We start from the raw sequence: 20,719 nt of genomic DNA, 5'->3' as shown, positions 1-20,719 counted from the left end.
GGCCCTCCTAGCCTGATACCAGAATCGCAAGCACAACCGGCCGGGTCTTCCCGTCCCGGTTTTTCGTGCAAGCCGCTCGCCGAACGGAACTCACAACGATGCCAAGACGCACCGACATCAAGTCGATCCTGATCATCGGGGCCGGCCCCATCGTCATCGGCCAGGCCTGCGAGTTCGACTATTCCGGCACACAGGCCTGCAAGGCGCTGAAGGAAGAGGGCTTTCGCGTCATCCTGGTCAATTCCAACCCGGCCACCATAATGACCGACCCGGAACTGGCCGACGCCACCTATATCGAGCCGATCACGCCTGAAGTCGTCGCCAAGATCATCGCCAAGGAGCGGCCCGACGCGCTGCTGCCGACCATGGGCGGCCAGACCGCGCTCAATACCGCTCTGTCGCTGCGCCGCATGGGCGTGCTCGAGCGCTACAATGTCGAGATGATCGGCGCCGACGCCACGGCGATCGACAAGGCTGAGGACCGGGCGCTGTTTCGCGAGGCGATGAAGAAGATCGGCCTGGAAACGCCGAAGTCGATGCTGGCCAATGCCACCGACGTCAAGAACGCCGACCGCAAGACCCATGAGGCCGAGCGCGCCGCCGTCAAGGCCGAGGCGCCTGCCGACCTCGATGCCGCGCTCGACGCGCTGGAAACCCGCTGGAACCTCGGCGAAGGCGACCGCAAGCAGCGCTACATCAGCCATGGCATGGCGATTGCCGCCCAGGCGCTCGACCATGTCGGCCTGCCCGCCATCATCCGCCCGTCCTTCACCATGGGCGGCACCGGCGGCGGCATCGCCTACAACCGCGCCGAATTCTACGACATCGTCCAGTCCGGCCTCGACGCCTCGCCGACCACCGAAGTGCTGATCGAGGAAAGCGTGCTCGGCTGGAAGGAGTATGAGATGGAGGTCGTCCGCGACAAGGCGGACAATTGCATCATCGTCTGCTCGATCGAGAACATCGACCCGATGGGCGTACACACCGGTGACTCGATCACCGTCGCCCCCGCGCTGACCTTGACCGACAAGGAATACCAGATGATGCGCAACGCCTCGATCGCGGTGCTGCGCGAGATCGGCGTCGAGACCGGCGGCTCCAACGTGCAGTTCGCCGTCAATCCGGCCGATGGCCGGCTGGTCGTCATCGAGATGAACCCGCGCGTCTCGCGCAGTTCCGCCTTGGCTTCGAAGGCGACCGGTTTTCCGATCGCCAAGATCGCGGCAAAACTCGCCGTCGGCTACACGCTGGACGAGCTGGAGAACGACATCACCGGCGGCGCCACGCCCGCCTCCTTCGAGCCAAGCATCGATTACGTCGTCACAAAAATCCCGCGCTTTGCCTTCGAGAAATTCCCCGGCGCGGAGCCGGTGCTGACCACCGCCATGAAGTCGGTCGGTGAAGTCATGGCCATCGGCCGCACGTTCCAGGAGTCCTTGCAAAAGGCGCTGCGTGGGCTGGAAACCGGCCTGACTGGTCTCGACGAAATCGAAATCCCCGGCCTCGGCCACGGCGCCGTAGCTGCCAACCACGCCGACGACCGCAACGCCATTCGCGCCGCACTCGGCACGCCGACGCCCGACCGGCTGCGCATGGTGGCGCAGGCGATCCGCATGGGCACCTCGCTGGAAGACGTGCACGCAATGTGCAAGATCGACCCGTGGTTCCTCGAACAGATCGCCGGCATCGTATCCATGGAAGCCCGCATCCGCGAGCACGGCATCCCACAGGACGCCGTCAATCTGCGCATGCTGAAGGCGATGGGCTTCTCCGATGCCCGCCTCGCCTCGCTGACGAAGAACGACGCCGAAGTGATTGCGAAGATTCGTGAAAAGCTCGACGTTCATCCGGTTTACAAGCGCATCGACACGTGCGCCGCCGAGTTCGCCTCGCCCACCGCCTACATGTACTCGACCTATGAAGTGCCCTTCGCCGGCGCGCTGGCCAATGAAGCGCAAGTGTCGTCGCGAAAAAAAGTCGTCATCCTCGGCGGCGGTCCCAATCGCATCGGCCAGGGCATCGAGTTCGACTATTGCTGCTGCCATGCCGCCTTCGCACTGCGCGACGCCGGCTATGAAGCGATCATGATCAACTGCAATCCCGAGACAGTGTCGACCGACTACGACACGTCGGACCGGCTCTACTTCGAGCCGTTGACGGCCGAGGACGTGCTGGAGATCCTGCGCGCCGAACAGGCCTCGGGCGAACTGGTCGGCGTCATCGTCCAGTTCGGCGGCCAGACGCCGCTGAAGCTGGCCGACGCGCTGGAGAAGGCCGGCATCCCGATCCTCGGCACGTCACCCGACATGATCGATCTCGCCGAAGACCGCGACCGCTTCCAGAAGCTGCTTCACAAGCTCAACCTCAGCCAGCCGAAGAACGGCATCGCCTATTCTGTCGAGCAGGCCCGCCTTGTGGCCGGCGAACTCGGCTTCCCGCTGGTGGTGCGCCCCTCCTATGTGCTCGGCGGCCGCGCCATGCAGATCATCCATGACGAGGGCATGCTGCAGAGCTACCTGCTCGACACCGTGCCCGGCCTGGTGCCGGAGGACATCAAGCAGAAATACCCCAACGACAAGACCGGCCAGATCAACACGCTGCTGGGCAAGAACCCGCTGCTGTTCGACACCTATCTCTCGGGCGCCATCGAGGTCGATGTCGACTGCCTGTGCGACGGCACGTCGACCTTTGTGTCGGGCATTCTGGAACACATCGAAGAGGCCGGCATCCATTCGGGCGATAGTGCCTGCTCGCTGCCGGTGCACTCGCTGCCTTCCGAACTGGTCGACGAGTTGGAGCGCCAGACGGCGGCGCTTGCCCGCGCGCTCAATGTCGGCGGCCTGATGAACGTGCAGTATGCGATCAAGGACGGCACGGTCTATGTGCTGGAGGTCAACCCGCGGGCGTCACGCACCGTGCCCTTCGTTGCCAAGACCATCGGCCGTCCGATCGCCAAGATCGCCGCCCGCATCATGGCCGGCGAAAAACTGGAAGACGCCTTCGCCCATTACGGCGCCATGCCCGATCCGCGCAACCCCGGCCATATCGCCGTCAAGGAAGCCGTCTTCCCCTTCGCCCGCTTCCCCGGCGTCGACATATTGCTGGGCCCAGAAATGCGCTCGACCGGCGAGGTCATGGGCCTCGACCGCGACTTCGCACTCGCCTTCGCCAAGAGTCAGCTCGGCGCCGGCGTCGACCTGCCGCGCTCCGGCACACTGTTCGTCTCGGTGCGCGACGAGGACAAGAAAGGCATATTGCCGGCAGTCAAGCGCCTCGCCGGCCTCGGCTTCAAGGTGCTGGCCACGTCAGGCACGCAGCGCTTCCTCGCCGAAAACGGCGTCGACGCCCAGAAGATCAACAAGGTGCTGGAGGGACGCCCCCACATCGAAGACGCCATCCGCAACCGCCAGGTCCAGATCGTGTTCAACACCACGGACGGCCAGAAGGCCGTGTCGGACTCGAAGTCGCTGCGCCGCGCCACGCTGATGCAGAAGGTGCCGTATTACACGACGCTGTCGGGGGCTGCCGCGGTGGCGGAAGCGATTGCGGCGCTGAAGGCGGGGAGCCTGGAGGTGAGGCCACTGCAGGAGTATTTTGCCTGACTACCCCGCCGAGATCGTGGATCTAATTATCCTCCTGCCAAGTTTCGCAACTTCATTGTCAGGCTCTATGGAAAGCCAAAAATCTATCTGACCTGCCAGCCGATACCTATAAATCGGGTCTAAGATAGCTAAGTTGGCTAAATGTGAATTAATACCATGCTTGGAAATATAATGTATCGCCTGCCTTAATTTTCGACGCTGCTCTTTAGGAAGCTTGAGCTTCCCGCTAGAAATTGAAATGCCGGTAACAATTTTTTTCTGGCCCGCGAATGCAAGGACCGTTTTGTCCTCAGCGACCTCGTAGCCGAACTTCGCTAAGCAATCGCTCAAAAAAGGAAATGCACTTTCAGGAATTAGATCTCCAGATAGGCAAATGTCGTCAGCATATCTCGTAAAAAGAAGTGCATTCTGACTACAGAATTCTGCAATCTGCGTGTCAGCCTGAAACATAGCCATGTTGCTGAGAGCTGGGCTAGTGGGTGCTCCCTGTGGTAGAGCATCATTCAACGTACAAATATTAGACAATAAGATATCTTAGGCGAGTACCCGGCCTGAAGAAAGATATCGTACACAGTCACATAACTAACTGATCCAAAGAAATCCTTGATATCGACCTTTAAAACACATTTCGAATTGACGTGAACCTTCGCATTTTCAACTATACCCCGACCTTTTATGAAGCCAAAAGCGGAACAATGAGGTTTGAGTTTTGAGAGAACTTCGTCCAGAATCCAACGCTGCAGGCCCGCGAGGAATGGTCGAGGAACAAAAAGAATGCGCTCCCCACCTCTCCGTTTGGGAATAACTTTGCTGCGATAGTAGCGGGCACCATCTAAAACTACATTTGCAATGAATTGGGACTTAATACCTGTGTGCCAAGACAAATGCTGCATGTCTAGAATTACAGGTAAATTTTTATTTTCAAGCCGCTCTGCGTAAACAACCAGTCCTCGTTTCGCCGCAGATTTGAGCGGCCAACGAAAAGTTCTCTCGCGCAAGAATTCACTATACAGCTGCACCGGCACCGGGTTACCACATAATATGATTGTACCAATCAACTAATTCATCGACAAATAACCATGTTACTTGTCTGAGGTTCGTAGAACCTCTCGGTAATCTCTTCGATTGCCGAATGGGCCTAACCTTAGCCTAAGTCGCCGAGGCGATTGCACCTCGTTGCGCTGGCTTCCCGATGCCGATGCAAACTGATCTTACAGAGTGTTCACTCTGCTTCCTCTCCCAATTTTGTCAAGAAGTCGAGTTCGAGATTGGACATTCTCGGAACATAAAAGTCCTCGGGAGCTCGAGAAGGCCGTTCTGGGGAATATCGCCACCCCTTGTCGGCCCTTGGACTTAGAAATAACTCCGGCGCATGGGCATCAATCCAGGCTATTCCTTGAGGAAGAATTTTGATTCGAAAGCTCGCCTCACTCCGCTCAACTGCGGAAATCCCATTGGCCTGGAGGAAGTCTACCCCGTCCAGCACTTGGACGGGAGATAGCCGGTACCTCTCGTGAAATTGATAGACGTCAATCCATCCGCGATTGCGATAGATTTCCTTTAATATCTCCACCATAAAGGTCGGATAGACCACTATCTCAGCCTTCGAAATATGGTTTTTCTTGGCTTGGAATCGCTGTAAATCGGCCACCAGAAGATTGGGAATACGTTGTTAGGGCAATTGTAATTGTGAATTGAAAAAAGTGCTTCGGAAGACCCATAGCCCATTGATGGAAGAAACTGGCCATTATACCTGGAGCCGAGTATCTTTTCCAAAGATTTCATAAGCTTTCTTTTAGAATCAACGACGTCTTCATCATATATGTCTGATATTCCTCGATCTAGCCAAACCTCGGAGTGATATGCAAGCCCAAGCTCATCCAAGCGAGCTTTTGCTGAGTTCATTCCGGCAATTGCCAACAGATATATCTTATTGTCCTGAAAGCCACTGGCCGCAACATATTCAATAAATTTGTTCGCTTGGCGCTCTATAGTTCTTCCCGTCCCAAAGAAATCATCAAAGAGTATATAATTTTTGCCATTCCCGAAGGCAGCTTCGTATCCTTTTAACGAATTTCGGAAGTTTTTTTCCTGCCAGCCCGCAGCAGGGCTAAAATCATTCTTTAGCTGCTGCAAAAATGCCTGAGATCCATCCGATTCATAGTCATCGCTTACAGCAAAAAATAATGTATTCTTGGCAGATAACGACCATGTATCCTGGACATGCCTAGAAATTGACTTAGTAATATCCGTCATTTCAAAAGAGGTTAAAACCTTGAATCTTTTGATCAGGTCTACTATCAACTCTCGAGCATCATCGTCCGAACAATCGTTCCAAAGTCTAACAAGCGCTTCATATTCGCTTTTGATCCATCTGCAGCTGTCGCAGATATCAAGGAGAACCTTAAAGTCCGCCGGGTCCATAATTTGGCTTGAGCGAGACGTATGTACAATGTCGCTAGGCAGGGACGCATTCCTCAGTTTGCGGCAGCAATCTACTCATTTCAGCGCTCTTCAGACAACCGGGTTGACGCTGAAATACCTGGCATAGACCCGGTTGATGGCGTTGTAGAAGCCGGAATTGACGGCGTAGATGCGCACCATCACCACGTTTTCCAGCGAGGTGCCGGCGGCTTCCAGGCAGTGTTTCAGCGCCTTCAGCGACGCCTCGGTCTGCGTTTCGATATCGCCACGCACCATCTCGCCGGTCACCATGTCCACCGGCGGCGTCGCGGATATGAACACGAGGCCATTGGCCCTCACCGCCGTCGAGCAAGGCAGCCCGAGCGCCCGCACCTTGGCCGACATGACGGGCACTTCGATGACTTCTTTTTTCATGGTGATCTTCCCCTTGTTTGCCAAGCCGGCGCCAAGGCCCCCTCACCCAGCCTCCGCTTCGCTCGGCTGACCTCTCCCCGAGGGGAGAGGAGCCGGTCAGCGCCAGCGCTTCCCTCTTCTCCCCAGTGGGGAGAAGGTGGCCGCGAAGCGGTCGGATGAGGGGGCCTGCGCCACCTTTGATTGTGAGGAGCTTATCCCCCCGCCCAGCGAACGCCAGCGCCGAACCATGGTCCAGCCCTCACCCCTGCCCCGGATAGGGCATGCCGTCCTTGTGCAGGAACCTGCCATCCGAACTCGGGCTCATCATGTCGATGTCGGAGCAGGTGATGAGATCATCCGGATTGCGCGAGCCGACCTCGAGATAGCGCGCCGTTGTGGACGAGCGGTTGATCATGTGGTGGCCGTTGCCGCTGTTCTTGGCAAAGGTCGCGCAGTCGCCGGCCTTGAGCAGCGTCTCGCCGCCATCCTCGACCAGCACCAGTTCCCCTTCCAGCACATAAACAAGCTCGTCCTCATGGCTGTGCCAGTGGCGCTGGCTCGACCAGCCGCCTGATGGCAATGTCATCAGGTTGACGCCGAAATCGGTGAGGCCGCCGGCATCGCCGAGGCGGTGGCGTGTGCGCTCGGCGCAAGGGGCGTCGAAGGGTGCGGGGTAGCCGGAGCCCTTGCGGACAGGCACGGTGGACAGGTCGAGCTTGGGCATGGGAGCTCCATTGAATTGGTGGCGGCAGTGTATGTCACTGCCGCCGCAGCCACAGAGCCACTTTGCCGCAATGCCTTGCCAACGGCAGGCATCGGCCGTCGCACTCTACGGCGCCCCCTCTGTCCTGCCGGACATCTCCCCACAAGGAGGGAGATTGGCTGTCGCCTCAGCCTTCGCCAATTTTCACCGTCGCAAGAAAAGCACGGCGCCGACGCTGCTGATCTCCCCACTCGTGGGGGAGATGTCCGGCAGGACAGAGGGGGCGCCGTAGAATGCTATTGCTGGCTAGTCACCAGCCCTCAACCCTGATGCGCCGCCGCGAGTTCCTTCACGTGCTTCTCGTGCATCTGCAGCGTCGGCAGCGTCTTCTTGGCGAATTCCTTCATCGCCGGGTCGTCGCCCGAGTTGGCATAGCTGCTGAAAAGGGCAACGGCCTCCTTGTGCGCGTCCGTCTGCATCTGGATGTACTTGGCGTCAAAATCCTTGCCGCTTGCGCTCTTCAACACGTCGAGCATTGCCTGCTCCTTCGGCTGCAGGGCCGGCCCCGCGGCTTTGGTCGAACCGGTGGTCTGGCCCTGGCTCAGCGCCGCCTTGAACTCCTTGCCGGCTTTGGTGTGGTCCTTGACCATCTGCTTGGCGAATTTCCTGACGTCAGCCGCCCTGGATTTCTCCTCGGCGAGCTTGCTCGACTGGATTTCGAATTCGTTGGAGCTAGGCACCGTCTTGACGAAGGTTGGAGTATCGACCTTGCTGGCGGCCATGGCAGGCGCGACCGCAGTCGAGTTGGCCGCAAGGGCGGCAGGGGCACCGGCGAACAAGGCGACGGCGGCAATGGTGAGAAGCGTTTTCATCTGAGGTCTCCGATTTGAAAATTTCCCTCGGCTAATCAAACGCGGCATTGGCGGCAGGGTTGCGTCCGGAGAACTATTCGTCAGCGACCATCTGCCGAAGAGCCGTCCCGAGCCCCTGGCGGACAAACCTCAGGACAGCACGCCTCGCCATATTGCAGCTGTTCGTTCCAGTTCGGCCGACCCTCAGGCGTGAAATCCATAAGGTTCCACAGGATCTCGCAGATGCCGATGGCGCGCTGATCCTAATGGACGGCGCTGCATTGGGAGCCGGTTGCACTTCCCTGTATTGCGTCTGCAGGTTAGGTTTCCGCAGCTGGGGAGACACATGCAAGAGGATGAAGAGATCGATCTGCGCTGCCCGCAAGTGGTGGCCGACAACGCCGCCAAGGGGTTGAGGCTGCGCAAGCAGTTCGGCCGGGGCGGCACCGAGATCGGCGTGGCGCGGGCGACGGAACTCAAGAACCGCGAAAAGCTGGCGCCATCCACTATCCGCCGCATGGTCAGCTACTTCGCCCGCCACGAGGTCGACAAGCGCGGCAAGAATTACGGCAATGAAGACAATCCTTCGGCCGGCCATATCGCCTGGCTGCTGTGGGGCGGCGACGAGGGCCGCGCCTGGGCGCTTGAGCTCAAAAAGAAGATCGGCAATGCGCCCGATATCTGAGGGCGACCGCAAAACGACTGGCGGGCCCCAAACCCCCGCCTGGGACCCGCCAAGGAGTGGCTGAACACATGCCGGTGCAGCCCCTCCACATCTGCCAGTCGTCGATCCGCCATCGGTCGAAAGGCATGGAAGGTGAGGTAGCATCCGGTTGCGGCGGCCTATGTGAAGCAGTTCACAATCCGAAGGATTTCAACAGCGCTCGAGCAATTCCAGGAAAGGTGGGAACCGGTTTTCCCGTGAAAAGCGCGTAGCGTTTTCCCCAGGGAATTGCGGCAAGAAAAAAACCTTACCCTTCCCAGGCGACAGGCATCATTCCCAACCGCTCGTAGAGCCTGAGCGCGGCGGCGTTCTCGACCGTGTTGGTCTTGAGGTCGACATGGGCCGCGCCCCGATCGCGAAAGGCGTTGAAAGCCTGCCACATCAGCGCTTCGCCAATGCCTTGGCCGCGCGCTTCGGGATGGACCGCGAGGTCCTTGACGAAGGCCCTCGTCCAGCACAGCGCTGCCGCCGCCAGCCGTCCTTTGGCGTCGATGACCAGGAAACACAGCGCCGGGTCGAATTCGGCATCGCTGGATATGCGCGCCCACCATTCGTCGAACGGGCCGTCGGTGCCGTCGTCGAACACCTCGGTCAAAAGCGCGTGCAAGGGCTGCGCGTCACCATGTTCGAAGCAGCGCATGTTAAAGCCGTCCGGCCAGTGCGGTGCAACGAGCGTCTCGTCGAGGATCTTGCGCAGCCGGATGTCGTTTGGAGCCGGCGGGCGCGGTTCAGGCATCGCGCTCAGGCGTCGGGCTGCAGCCGGCGGCGCTTGCGGTCGACACCGAGGCCGGTCGCCTCGAGCAGGCCTTTGCGCTTGGCGTCGAAATAATAGCCGGTCTGGTAGAGCCAATCGGCCTTCTTGGCGTTGCCACCCGCCACCAGCCAGGCGCCACGCAGATATTTGACCGCGTATTTCAGATTGGTTTCGGCGTCGAACAAGCCCTTGGCCGGCCCGTCATAGCCCATGCCGCGCGCCGTCGCGTGCTTGATCTGCATCAGCCCCCAATGGCCGTTATTGTAAGCCTTGGGATTGTAGGTGCTTTCGCGGTTGACGACGTGGCGCACCAGATCGACCGGCACCTCGTAGAGAGCAGCGTATTTCTGGATCAGCCGGTCGACGTCGCCGCGCATGCCGGTCGCATGCTCTTCTTCCGGGAGACCGAGCGGCGCGGCGGGGAACTGGCCCAGGGAAGCCGGGTTCTGCGGCACGACATAGGCTACCTGCTGCACGCCGGGCATGGCGTTCTGGCCGCCCTTGGCGGTCGCCGGCATGACAAGGCTGGCGGTCGTATATTGCGCCGCGACCGGCTGTCCGGCCTTGGCGGGCGCAGGCGCCTGCCAAGCATTGGCGGCCATCACCGCAGGCACGGCCGGGGCCGTGGGCGTCGCGCCGGCAAAGGCCGCCGTCGCGGCAACCGGCTGCGCAGCGGCATCGAGCGCTGGCGTGGCCGGCGTCGCTTCGGCCGCCTGGACGGGTGTTATGCCCGAGGATTGCGGTAGCACCGAAACCGTATCGGGCAGCGGCAAGGTGAAGCCGGCATCGCTGCCGGCAGCGGTCGCGGTTTCGGTCAGCGCAGGCGTGGCCTTCATCTGCGAGGTCGATTGGCAGCCGCTGAGGGCAGCTGCGCCGACGATCACAGAGATCGCGAAAAGGTTGAATTTTGCTGGCAAGCCGCGCGGGTCCGATTTGTCGGTTGTTAAGAAGTCCTTACACCAGCGATTCCTGGTGGGCAATCGGGACCATCTGGTGGTTTTCGGGTGGCGAGAGCCGGGGTCAGATGCCATATTGTTCTGCATATGTACCGGTCGGTATCCCGGTTTTCGCCGCTTTGCGGAAAGGAGCGCATCATGGAAACGGCATCTTCGATCACAGCCGGCCACGCAGTGTTAGAAACAGTGATCGGCTTCATGGGCATCGCCTGGAGCGAAAAGGGCCTGATCCGGCTCTGCCTGCCCGAAAGGAGCCGCGAAGCAGTGGAGCGCCGGCTGATGCGGCATGCCGGTGTTGCCGCCAATACGACTGCGAACATTGGGCAGCCGCAATGGGTGGTCGAGCTGATCGCCTCGATCAAGGCGTATGCGTCAGGCGAGGACGTCGATTTCTCTGGCGTGCCGGTCGATCTCGACGGCGTCGACGACTTCCGTCTCGCCATCTACGACGCGGCGCGGAAACTGCATTACGGCGAAACCACCACCTATGGCGAACTGGCCAAGCGCGCCGGCCAAGCCGGCCTGCCGCGCGAAACCGGGGCAGCGCTGGGCGCCAACCCGGTGCCGCTGGTCATCCCCTGCCATCGGATACTAGCCGCGGGCGGCAAGATCGGCGGCTTCTCGGCGCCCGGCGGCTCGGCCACCAAGGAAAAGATGCTGGCCATGGAAGGCGTGCGCGTCGGCCCGCCGCCGGCGGCGCAGGTCTCGTTCGGGTTCTAAGAGCTTGAATGGTATGCCGGCTGGGTATGTTGAGATTCAGGTCAGGCCGCACCGAGAACTATGGTCTTCGAGAACCGGAGCGGAGCGTACTTAATTTACGTGGGCGCCGGAAGCGCAGAAGACCGGCCTCACTTGAATATCAATATGCCCTAATGACGGCGCAGGAAGCGGCGATGAAAATGGTCGTTCTCGATCCGCTTGCAGAGATAGACCGGGCAGGATTCGGTGTCGGCGCTCGGTACATAGGCGCGCTTTCTGACCTCGCCGACATTGCAGAATTGCTGGCTCTGCACATAGCGGTCGAAGAGCGGCAGCCCCGGCACGCGCCTGGACTGATAGCGCAGGATGACCGCGCCCTGGCGGGCGATCGTGCCTTGCACCCTGTCGCAGCTCATACGAGTGGGGTCGTAGCGCGAGATCGCCTGCGCCTCGGCGGCCGCCAGCGTCAGGCAGGCGGCAAGCAGAATGGTTTTCACAACGGTTTTCATGACAGTCTCCCAAAACCGGACTAACGCCGTCGGGCGTCCCGATCTTCCCGATTGCTCGACGCTTTCATGCGATTGGGGCGGCCTTTGGGCGGCGCCACCGCAACGCCATTTTTCGAGCCATCTTGTTTTTGGTGCGAAACCCGCCTATATCAGCTCCATTGATATTTCGGCCGATCGATCCGGGCCTCGCGATCTTCGCGTTTGCTGACGTCTATCTCCAAAATCTCGATACAAACCGGCTGAACCTCGGTTCGGTCAAACCAAAGCAAATGCGAGGACTATTCATATGGCAACTGGTACGGTCAAGTGGTTCAATGCCACCAAGGGCTTCGGCTTCATTCAGCCTGATTCGGGCGGTGCGGACGTTTTCGTTCACATCTCCGCTGTCGAGCGCGCTGGACTGTCGACCCTGGTCGAAGGCCAGAAAATCAACTTCGAGATCGAGCAGGACCGCCGCACAGGCAAGTCGTCCGCTGGTTCTCTGAGCAAGGCAGCCTGATTTTGCGATAGCGCGCGCCGGACGAGAGTTCGGGGCGCGCGGCAAGTCACGGATGTACTGACGGTCGCGCGAGAAGCGCGCTGGAGCGGAAAGACCCGACAAGCTGGATCAGCAGATAGCTGCCGGCCCGGACTTAAAGCTCCGATCAGGCTACCGAAAATGGGAAGGCGGGATTTATCCCGCCTTTTTGTTTGTCTGGAATTGGACGATGGCCATGCTATTAGTTTCGCCCCATGACCAAGCTCGAACAGATTGAAAGATCCATCGCAGCCCTGAACACCAAAGAACTAAAGGCCTTTGCCAAATGGTTCGCAGCGTATCAGGCAGAGGTGTGGGATATGCAGATCGAGGCGGACGCCAAGGCTGGCCGGCTGGATAAGTTTGCCGAGCAGGCTTTGGCTGAACTTCACGCGGGCCGAGTTCGCCCTCTTTGAATGCGCGCTACGGCCGAAGGCCGCAAGCCCAACCGGGCATCGCGCCCGTTGGCGTCCCGTCCGGAACGAGCCGCGAAGCGGCGGCAAGCGTGAGGACAAAATCAGCGCCGCAGATGCAGCGGCACCACCTTGTTGTCGGCGCCAAGCAGCGCCTCGATCGACAGCGGCTCCCGGTTGAAGATCGTGCCGGCCAGCGCCGGGCGGCCGAGATGGAACCCCTGTAGCAGGTCGACGCCGCCATCCAGCGCGACGCGCAGATGCACGGATTGCTCGATGCCTTCCACCAGCACCTTGGCGCCGCGATCGTGCAGCGACGAGACGAGCGGCCGGAAGAAGCGCTCGGCGGCAGCGTGGCGGCAGAATTCGGCGAACCAGCCGCCGTCGATCTTCACAATATCCGGTTGAAACAGGCTCATCCGCTCCGCGGTCGAGTGGCCGGTGCCGAAATCGTCGATGGCGATGCGGATGCCGTGGCGCCGCATCTCGCGCACCAGCGGGGCCAGCACATTATCGTCGGCCGCCTGTTCGGTGATCTCGCAGACCAGCATGGCGGCATGCAGGTCGAGATCGCCGAGATGCCGCGTCATCAGCCGGATCTCGGCCAGCGCCCGCCCGAGATGATCGTTGATCATCGGGTTGTAATTGAAGAACAGGTCGAGCCCGTCGGCGCCGACGTTGCGGAAGTTTTTCAGATGCAGCATCCGGCACATCGTCTCGACAAACAGGCGGTCGCCCGGCGCAACACTGTCGAAGAACATGGCCGGTGCAACCGGCATGGAAGCGCGCTGCGGTTCGATCAGCGCCTCGACGGCAACCGCGGCCAACGCGCCGCCGCGTGGCGCAAAGATCGGCTGGTAGGCGCTCTTCAGCCGGAACGCGCCGTAGACGCCGTATTCGATGCCGACCTCGTCGGCAAAGATCGCTTCGCCGATATCGCGACGCCTCTCGCGCTGCCCGGTCATGGCCCGGTCCTGCGCCCGGTCCTGCGCCCGAACACCCTGCCCGGCCGCGCCGGAGGCGCTGCAGTCGGGCCGGCAGGCGTCTTGCCAGGCTCGGCCGCCGCGACAGATGGCTGCCCATCCTTGCCGAAAGCGCGAAAGCTGGTCGGCGCCAGTTCCGGCTTCGCCAGCACGAAGCCCTGCACCATCGATGCGCCGGATTTCTCGGCCAATTCAAGCTGCCAGCCTTCCTCGATGCCTTCGAACACCGTGCGGATGCCCTGTAGTTCGAAGTTCGTCACCATGGCAGTCAAGAGGGCAAAGCCGGCGCCGGATTCCATGAGCTGCGTGATCCAGTGCGCATCGAATTTGACGATGTCGGGCTTGAGCTCCTTGATGCGGTTGATGTCGGATTCATCGGCGCCGTAATCGTCGACGGCGATGCGAAAGCCATTGGCCCGCAGCGCCTCGACAAAGCTGTAGAGCGTTTCCTGCGACGCCGACTTCTGCTCGGTGACCTCGCAGACGATGCGCCGCGGATCGATCCCCGCCTCGTGCAGCACCAGCCGCATGTCGCGCAGCGCGTTGTCGGCAACGGTGCGCTCGGTGAACACCGACGGGTCGAAATTGACGAAGATCGAGGCTTCTTGCGGCAGGCAGGCGCCAGCGTTGAGCAAATGCAGCGTGCGCGTCAGCGCCTCGATGTGCAGGCGGTCGCCGGCCGGACAGGTGCGGAAGAAGTTCATCGGCGATTGCGGCTCGCCGTCACGAAACGGCCGGATCAGCCCCTCGAACGCTGCGATCGAGAGCTTGCCGTCCTTGAAGGCGAAGATCGGCTGAAAGGCGCTCTGCAGCGTGTAGGGACCCCAGACACCTGAAGCGGTGCCGTCATCGTGACGGATGATGTGGGCAAGCCCGGTGCTGCGCGACAAGGGTCCCTCGCTCCGCGAGACAGGCGAAATGGCTGGCGATCCTGCCGTCAAAGGTTTTAGCGGCCGTTGATGAATTTATTCTTGCCGGGGATAAGCCTATCGATTGCCGAGCCCGCAGCGCAGAGCGAAACGGTCATGCACGCGCTCCAAAAGCCGATCTTCACAGGTCCTTGACCCCTGGCTCATCCGACAATGCTTGCACTTGCCGGGTCGATGCGACATGAGAAGCGCCGCAGCTGTTTGCGGTTGCGCCGACCCCTCTGGAGATATCTGGTCATGGCCTTTCTTGCCGACGCCCTTGCCCGCGTAAAGCCTTCCGCCACCATCGCGGTGACGCAGAAAGCCCGCGAGCTGAAAAATGCCGGCCGCGACATTATCGGCCTCGGCGCTGGCGAACCGGATTTCGACACGCCCGACAACATCAAGAATGCGGCGATCGAGGCGATCCGCCGCGGCGAGACCAAATACCCGCCGGTTTCGGGCATCGCGCCGCTGCGCGAGGCGATCGCGAAAAAATTCAAGCGCGAGAACAATCTCGACTACAAGCCCGAGCAGACCATTGTCGGCACCGGCGGCAAGCAGATCCTGTTCAACGCCTTCATGGCGACGCTGAACCCAGGCGACGAGGTCATCATCCCCCGCCCCTATTGGGTCAGCTATCCCGAAATGGTGGCGATCTGCGGCGGCACCTCGGTGTTCGCCGATACTTCGATCGACAATGGTTTCAAGCTCACTCCCGCCGTGCTGGAAAAGGCGATCACGCCGAAGACCAAATGGCTGTTGATGAACTCGCCGTCGAACCCGTCCGGCGCCGCATACACGGAAGCCGAGCTGCGCGCGCTGGCCGACGTGCTCTTGAAGCATCCGCATGTCTGGACACTGACCGACGACATGTACGAGCACCTGACCTATGGCGACTTCGTCTTCAGGACGATCGCCGAGGTCGAGCCGAAACTCTACGAGCGCACGCTGACCATGAACGGCGTCTCGAAAGCCTACGCCATGACCGGCTGGCGCATCGGCTATGCCGCGGGTCCCGTCCAGCTGATCAAGGCGATGGACATGATCCAGGGCCAGCAGACCTCGGGCGCCTGCACCATCGCGCAATGGGCCTCGGTCGAGGCGCTCAACGGCCCGCAGGATTTCGTCGCCAGGAACAAGGCGATCTTTCAGGGCCGTCGCGACCTCGTCGTGTCGATGCTCAACCAGGCGCGCGGCATAACCTGCCCGTCGCCGGAAGGCGCCTTCTATGTCTACCCGTCCTGTGCCCAGCTGATTGGCAAGAAGACCAAAGCCGGCAAGATAATCGACACCGACGAGACTTTCTGCTCCGAATTGCTCGAAGGCGAGGGTGTCGCAGTGGTGTTCGGCTCGGCCTTCGGCCTCGGCCCCAACTTCCGGATCTCCTACGCCACGTCGGAGACGCTGCTGGAGGAAGCCTGCACCCGCATCCAGCGGTTCACGGCATCGCTGACCTGAACTGGCGGCACCGAGACATGAAACCCGGCTTCGAGCCGGGTTTTTGTCAGGAGCAGACCTCAGCCGCCATACTGCTCGCTGGTGACCGCTTCCATCCAATCGGCATGGACGCCGTCCAGCGCTTCCTGCATGGCGACGTGGGTCATTGTCGTCTTTGGACCCGCGCCGTGCCAGTGCTTCTCGCCGGGCTCGAACGAGATCACGTCGCCCGCCTTGATCTGCTGGATCGGCCCGCCCCATGTCTGCGCAAGGCCGGCCCCCGCAGTGACATAAAGCGTCTGCCCCAGCGGATGCGTGTGCCAGTGGGTGCGCGCACCGGGCTCGAAGCTGACCAGCGTGGCTCTGAGCCGGGCCGGCGCTTCCTTCTCGATGATGGGCGTCTGCAACACGCGGCCGGTGAAATACTTCTCCGGTGCGATGATGGTCGGCACGCTGCCGCAGGCAATGATCTTCATCTCTGGTGATCCCTAAGTTTGGCAGAAGCTACCCTGCTCCGGTGCCGGCTACCACCCCAGCCGGGGCCAGAACAGGCCGGCACGTACGCGATAGTCCGCGTAGGCTCCGGCCAGCGGCGTGCGCGAAAATTTCTTCTCTTCGTCCAGTGCCGCAAACACATAGAGGATAGCGATCCCGGCGACCGGCGCCACCGCCCAGATCGACCAGGTCGCGATCCCCCAGCCGATCCAGAAGACGATGTAGGACGTATAGAAGGGGTGGCGGACATGGCCGTAGGGGCCGTGGGTCAGCAGGCTGTGCGGATCGTCGGGTGCGAAGACGAAGCGCAGCCGCACCTTGCGCGACGTCACGATCGCCCACCAGAACAGGGCAGAGCTCGCCAGTTCGACGGCAAGTCCGGTGATCTTTGCCGAACCCGGCTGCGATTGGATCCAAAGGATGGCGAGAAAGAACAGCGCCGTGGCGATGACCGCCGCCGAAATCACCATGGCGCCTGGAGACATCGCCTGCGATTGGAAATGCGCCCGCATCGACCAGACATATTGGCCAAGCATCGCGATGCTGCAGATCGAGACAAGAAGATCGAGGACTGGTTCCATTGTCGGGATTCCGCGCGTGATTGCCATGGAGCCAGCGATCGTGCCGGCTATCTCTTTAGAAATCCTTTCTTAACCACATGTTTAAAGAACATATAGAGCCAGCGATGCGATGTTGGCGGTCAGGCAAATCTCAAGGTCTAATCCAGCATGAGCATCACTCACCGCACCATCCGCACGCCGCAGGCCGACTTGCGCCTCAGCCAGTCGTCTGGGTCCGGCATGCCCATCGTCATGATCCATGGCTCGGGCAGTTCGCGCGCCGTGTTTGCCCGTCAGTTCGATAGCCCGCTTGCCGACGCCCATCGGCTGATCGCCTTCGACCTTCCCGGCCACGGCGAGTCCTCCGATGCCCGCGACCCGGCGACCGCCTATACGATTACCGGCCTTGCCCAGACCACAGCCCGGCTTCTCGACGCTTTGGGCATCGGCCACGCCATCATCTTCGGCTGGTCGCTCGGCGGCCATGTGGCGGTCGAACTGGCCAGCTTTCACCATGCGGTCAGCGGCCTGGTGCTGACCGGAGCGCCGCCGGTGTCGCGGGGGCCGCTTGGCATGCTGCGCGGCTTTCACGCCAACTGGGACATGCTGCTCGCCTCCAAGAAGGTCTACTCCGAACGCGACATCGAGCGTTTTGAGGCTCTGTGCTACGGCGACACCGCCAGTCCGTCTTTCCGCGAAGCCATCAGGCGCACCGACGGCCGGCTTCGCGCCGGCGTGGCGCGCTCCATGTTTGCCGGCAAGGGCGCCGACCAGAAACAGGTGGTCGAGCACGCCCCGTTCCCGGTTGCGGTGATCAATGGAGAGCATGATCCGCTGGTGCGGCTGAGTTACTTCGAGACGGTGGCCTATGGCTTGCTGTGGGAACAATGCCATGTCATATCAGGCGCCGGCCATGCACCGTTCTGGGAACGCCCAGACCTGTTCAACCCGTTGCTGTCGCGCTACGCCGAGATGGTAGTGAAGCAGAGTGCAGCCGCCACGCCCACGCGCCGCACCCAGGCAAGCTGAAATCGCCGGACGGTTCTGATCCCGGGGTCTTTCCTCGGCCGCCTGACGGCGCACCGGATTCCTATTTTCCTTGCCCTGCCGGCTAACCCGTGGGACGATGGGCGTGGGCAGGTGGCTAAGAGAAACAACCCCGCCCCGCGACGGTCGAACAGGCCGGCCGCCGCTCACGACAGGGTGCGATCGGCGCAAAACCGTTTCCACTTTTGCTGATCGCACTCCAAGGGCCAAGCCTGAGTGGAGGTCAGCCATGGGTACTCGCGCCGGAGGACGACGCACGGGACCGAAATGCATTGCCATAGTCGGTCCCTTTGCAGGCGGTAAGACGACACTTCTCGAAGCCATCCTCGCCCGTACGGGCGCCATCCCCCGCCAAAATCCCGTTTCATCGGGAAGCACCGTTTCCGATCATTCGGCCGAGGCGCGGGCGCACGCCATGAGCGTCGAGGCGACCTTTGCCACCACCGAATTCATGGGCGAGCAGATCACCTTCGTCGACTGTCCCGGATCGATCGAATTCTCCTTCGAGGCCGAGCCGGTGCTGGCAGCCTGCGATCTCGCGGTGGTCGTCGCCGAGGCCGACGAGAAGAAGATCCCAGCCTTGCAGCTCATCATGCGCAAGCTCGACGATCTCGGCGTGCCGCGCATCCTGTTCCTCAACAAGGTCGACAAGGCAATCGCCGGCGTACGCGATACGCTGAAGATGCTGCAGCCGACGAGCGCGGCGCCGCTGTTGCTGCGCCAGATTCCGCTGCGCAAGGACAATGTGGTGATCGGTTCCATCGACCTGGCGCTAGAGCGCGCCTACATCTACCGCGAATATGCCGAAAGCCAGGTTGCCGAAATTCCAACTGATGACAAGGCGCGCGAACTGGAGGCTCGCTTCTCCATGCTGGAGACGCTTGCCGACCATGACGACCAGTTGATGGAGCAGTTGCTGGAGGAGATCGAGCCGCCGAAAGACGCGGTCTTCGACGATCTGTCCGCCGACCTGCGCGCCGGCGCCATAACGCCGGTGCTGATCGGCACCGCCGAAAAAGGCAACGGCGTGCTGCGCCTTTTGAAGGCGATCCGCCATGACGCACCGGATGTCGAGGCGACGCGCAAACGGCTCGGCGTCCCCGACGGCAATCACACCGTGGTCCAGGTGATGAAGACCATCCACACCGCGCATGGCGGCAAGCTGTCCGTGTCGCGCGTACTCTCCGGCCAGATCGCCGATGCAGCCGAACTCTATTTGTCGAATGGCGAGACGGCGAAGGTCTCCGGCATCTACAAGATGCTCGGCAAGGACCAGTCCAAGCTCACCGCTGCCAAGGCCGGCGACACGGTGGCGTTGGGCAAGCTGGACGAGGTCAAGACCGGCCAGACGTTGAGTTCCACGAAGGGCGGTATCAAGCCGCTGGTCACGCTTACGCCGCCGCAGCCGGTCTTTGCCTTTGCGCTACGGCCGAAGGAGCGCAAGGACGAGGTCAAAATGTCGGCGGCCATCCAGCGCCTGGCCGAGGAAGATCCCTCGCTCACCTTGCGCCACAACCAGGACTCGGCCGAGACCGTGCTGTCCGGCCATGGCGAGATGCATCTGCGGGTCGTGCGCGAGCGGCTGGAAGGCAAGAATCAGATTCCGGTCGAAGGCCATGCGCCTGCCGTCCCCTATCGCGAGACGATCCGAAAGACGGTGCAGCAGCGCGGCCGCCACAAGAAGCAGTCCGGCGGCCATGGCCAGTTCGGCGATGTGGTGATCGAGATCAAGCCGCTGCCGCGCGGCTCCGGCTTTCAGTTCTCGGACACCATCACCGGCGGCGTCGTGCCCAAGACCTACATCCAGTCGGTCGAAACCGGCGTGCGCGATTATCTGAAATCCGGCCCGCTCGGCTTCCCTGTCGTCGATGTCGCCGTCAACCTCTCCGACGGCTCCTACCACGCCGTCGATTCCTCCGACATGGCTTTCCAGATGGCGGCCAAGCTGGCCATGAAGGAAGGCATGGCGGCCTGCTCGCCGGTGCTGCTCGAGCCGGTCATGAAGGTCGAGATCGTCACGCCGTCCGAAGCCACTTCGAAGATCATCGCGCTGATCCCGCAACGGCGCGGCCAGATCCTTGGCTACGACGCGCGGCCTGACTGGCCGGGATGGGATGTCGTGGAGGCGACCATGCCGCAGGCCGAGATCGGCGACCTGATCATCGAACTGCGCTCGGCGACCTCCGGCGTCGCCAGCTATCGTTGCGCCTTCGATCACATGGCCGAGCTGACCGGTCGGTTGGCCGACGAGGCGATGAACGCCAACGGCAAGGCTGCCTGACAGGCCGAAGGATGATCCGCACAAAAAACGGCGCCCGGATGACCCGGACGCCGCTCTTATTGCGGACCGTCTTCTTGGGAGGAAAACGGCAGGTCCGCCGCACGTATCCGCCGCGCCATGCGGCACTGACAGACGAATAGGTTCGGACGCGGTAGCCGCCTGAGCCCGGATCTTCCGAGTGATGCCCCCATCTCCCGGTCGAACCACACCGCGTCCTATGATCTGCTTAAACGATGAATCGCGCCTGCGGCATGTTACCTGAGGTTACATGTCACTGTTACGCGGCGATTTTGCTCGATTTTTCGCTGGCTACGGCAGGCCCGGAAACAAAAAAGCCGGATCAATGAAGATCCGGCTGAGTTTGATTGGAAGTGCCTGTTAAGGCTAACCTCCAGAGGGGAACACTCGAGGGCGCTAATGGGAGGAGAACGCGCCCAGGAGATGATCTATATATGTGCTG

At 61.2% G+C, this 20,719-nt stretch carries 20 protein-coding genes and 1 pseudogene; 8 read left to right on the top strand and 13 right to left on the bottom strand.

The window, feature by feature from the left end; all coding sequences use genetic code 11:
* The first annotated feature begins 98 nt into the window (after positions 1-98).
* Complete coding sequence (carB, locus tag NKI35_RS15665) at positions 99-3,602, top strand: carbamoyl-phosphate synthase large subunit (protein ID WP_352740743.1); 3,504 nt, start codon at positions 99-101, stop codon at positions 3,600-3,602.
* Here carB and NKI35_RS15660 read toward each other — a convergent pair whose 3' ends face one another.
* The 6 genes and pseudogenes from NKI35_RS15660 to NKI35_RS15635 all read right to left on the bottom strand — a co-directional run bounded on the left by NKI35_RS15660 (position 3,603) and on the right by NKI35_RS15635 (position 7,994).
* Positions 3,603-4,109 (bottom strand): reverse transcriptase domain-containing protein, encoded by a 507-nt coding sequence (locus tag NKI35_RS15660; protein ID WP_502897144.1) that lies wholly within the window; start codon positions 4,107-4,109, stop codon positions 3,603-3,605. It lies immediately after the preceding gene.
* Positions 4,106-4,627 carry a hypothetical protein gene (locus NKI35_RS15655; protein WP_352740740.1) on the bottom strand — a complete coding sequence of 174 codons (522 nt, stop codon included), beginning with the start codon at positions 4,625-4,627 and terminating at the stop codon, positions 4,106-4,108. The genes NKI35_RS15660 and NKI35_RS15655 overlap by 4 nt, the downstream gene beginning before the upstream one ends.
* Before the next feature lie 568 nt (positions 4,628-5,195).
* On the bottom strand, positions 5,196-6,026 hold the full coding sequence (locus tag NKI35_RS15650) for a phosphoribosyltransferase-like protein (protein WP_352740738.1): 831 nt from the start codon (positions 6,024-6,026) through the stop codon (positions 5,196-5,198).
* Positions 6,027-6,125: 99 nt separating this feature from the next.
* Positions 6,126-6,440 (bottom strand): annotated as a pseudogene (locus tag NKI35_RS15645) (RidA family protein); the annotation flags it as partial.
* A gap of 238 nt (positions 6,441-6,678) precedes the next feature.
* Complete coding sequence (locus tag NKI35_RS15640) at positions 6,679-7,143, bottom strand: cupin domain-containing protein (RefSeq protein ID WP_023724916.1); 465 nt, start codon at positions 7,141-7,143, stop codon at positions 6,679-6,681.
* A 299-nt stretch (positions 7,144-7,442) separates the two neighbouring features.
* Entirely contained in the window at positions 7,443-7,994 is a 552-nt protein-coding gene (locus NKI35_RS15635) for a DUF4142 domain-containing protein (RefSeq protein ID WP_352740736.1), read from the bottom strand.
* Between the two features lie 325 nt (positions 7,995-8,319).
* Between NKI35_RS15635 and NKI35_RS15630 the strand changes: the two genes are divergently transcribed.
* On the top strand, positions 8,320-8,658 hold the full coding sequence (locus tag NKI35_RS15630) for a hypothetical protein (protein ID WP_023683772.1): 339 nt from the start codon (positions 8,320-8,322) through the stop codon (positions 8,656-8,658).
* A gap of 286 nt (positions 8,659-8,944) precedes the next feature.
* On the opposite strand, the gene NKI35_RS15625 is transcribed toward NKI35_RS15630, so the two are convergent.
* Both NKI35_RS15625 and NKI35_RS15620 read right to left on the bottom strand, forming a co-directional pair.
* Positions 8,945-9,433 (bottom strand): GNAT family N-acetyltransferase, encoded by a 489-nt coding sequence (locus NKI35_RS15625; RefSeq protein WP_023713916.1) that lies wholly within the window; start codon positions 9,431-9,433, stop codon positions 8,945-8,947.
* A 5-nt stretch (positions 9,434-9,438) separates the two neighbouring features.
* Positions 9,439-10,368 (bottom strand): transglycosylase SLT domain-containing protein, encoded by a 930-nt coding sequence (locus NKI35_RS15620; protein WP_352740733.1) that lies wholly within the window; start codon positions 10,366-10,368, stop codon positions 9,439-9,441.
* A 177-nt stretch (positions 10,369-10,545) separates the two neighbouring features.
* On the opposite strand from NKI35_RS15620, the gene NKI35_RS15615 reads away from it, so the two are divergent.
* A complete protein-coding gene (locus NKI35_RS15615) occupies positions 10,546-11,127 on the top strand; it encodes a methylated-DNA--[protein]-cysteine S-methyltransferase (protein ID WP_023671959.1) in 582 nt (193 codons plus the stop codon).
* A 149-nt stretch (positions 11,128-11,276) separates the two neighbouring features.
* Here the strand turns inward: NKI35_RS15615 and NKI35_RS15610 are convergent, their stop codons facing one another.
* Positions 11,277-11,603 carry a hypothetical protein gene (locus NKI35_RS15610; protein WP_023689728.1) on the bottom strand — a complete coding sequence of 109 codons (327 nt, stop codon included), beginning with the start codon at positions 11,601-11,603 and terminating at the stop codon, positions 11,277-11,279.
* A gap of 298 nt (positions 11,604-11,901) precedes the next feature.
* Between NKI35_RS15610 and NKI35_RS15605 the strand changes: the two genes are divergently transcribed.
* Together NKI35_RS15605 and NKI35_RS15600 are read left to right on the top strand one after the other, a co-directional pair.
* Positions 11,902-12,114 (top strand): cold-shock protein, encoded by a 213-nt coding sequence (locus NKI35_RS15605; protein WP_015316174.1) that lies wholly within the window; start codon positions 11,902-11,904, stop codon positions 12,112-12,114.
* Positions 12,115-12,347: 233 nt separating this feature from the next.
* A complete protein-coding gene (locus tag NKI35_RS15600) occupies positions 12,348-12,548 on the top strand; it encodes a hypothetical protein (protein WP_352655141.1) in 201 nt (66 codons plus the stop codon).
* Positions 12,549-12,649: 101 nt separating this feature from the next.
* Here the strand turns inward: NKI35_RS15600 and NKI35_RS15595 are convergent, their stop codons facing one another.
* On the bottom strand, positions 12,650-13,510 hold the full coding sequence (locus tag NKI35_RS15595) for an EAL domain-containing protein (RefSeq protein WP_352740731.1): 861 nt from the start codon (positions 13,508-13,510) through the stop codon (positions 12,650-12,652).
* A complete protein-coding gene (locus NKI35_RS15590; RefSeq protein WP_023749767.1) occupies positions 13,507-14,418 on the bottom strand; it encodes an EAL domain-containing protein in 912 nt (303 codons plus the stop codon). Before NKI35_RS15590 ends, NKI35_RS15595 begins: the two co-directional genes overlap by 4 nt.
* Before the next feature lie 276 nt (positions 14,419-14,694).
* On the opposite strand from NKI35_RS15590, the gene NKI35_RS15585 reads away from it, so the two are divergent.
* Positions 14,695-15,897 (top strand): pyridoxal phosphate-dependent aminotransferase, encoded by a 1,203-nt coding sequence (locus NKI35_RS15585; protein ID WP_023683765.1) that lies wholly within the window; start codon positions 14,695-14,697, stop codon positions 15,895-15,897.
* A 59-nt stretch (positions 15,898-15,956) separates the two neighbouring features.
* Here the strand turns inward: NKI35_RS15585 and NKI35_RS15580 are convergent, their stop codons facing one another.
* Together NKI35_RS15580 and NKI35_RS15575 are read right to left on the bottom strand one after the other, a co-directional pair.
* Positions 15,957-16,352: a (R)-mandelonitrile lyase gene (locus NKI35_RS15580; protein ID WP_023748188.1), complete on the bottom strand. Its 396-nt coding sequence runs from the start codon at positions 16,350-16,352 to the stop codon at positions 15,957-15,959.
* Positions 16,353-16,400: 48 nt separating this feature from the next.
* Entirely contained in the window at positions 16,401-16,952 is a 552-nt protein-coding gene (locus NKI35_RS15575) for a methyltransferase family protein (protein WP_352740728.1), read from the bottom strand.
* Between the two features lie 147 nt (positions 16,953-17,099).
* Here NKI35_RS15575 and NKI35_RS15570 point away from each other — a divergent pair, with 147 nt between their 5' ends.
* Positions 17,100-17,960, top strand: a complete 861-nt coding sequence (locus tag NKI35_RS15570) for an alpha/beta fold hydrolase (RefSeq protein ID WP_352740726.1) — start codon at positions 17,100-17,102, stop codon at positions 17,958-17,960.
* A gap of 247 nt (positions 17,961-18,207) precedes the next feature.
* Entirely contained in the window at positions 18,208-20,259 is a 2,052-nt protein-coding gene (locus NKI35_RS15565) for an elongation factor G (RefSeq protein ID WP_352740724.1), read from the top strand.
* Positions 20,260-20,719 lie beyond the last annotated feature (460 nt).

Origin of the sequence: Mesorhizobium sp. M0676, assembly GCF_040320535.1 — a bacterium.
Classification (GTDB): domain Bacteria; phylum Pseudomonadota; class Alphaproteobacteria; order Rhizobiales; family Rhizobiaceae; genus Mesorhizobium.
This window is presented reverse-complemented; position numbering and strand designations above follow the sequence as displayed.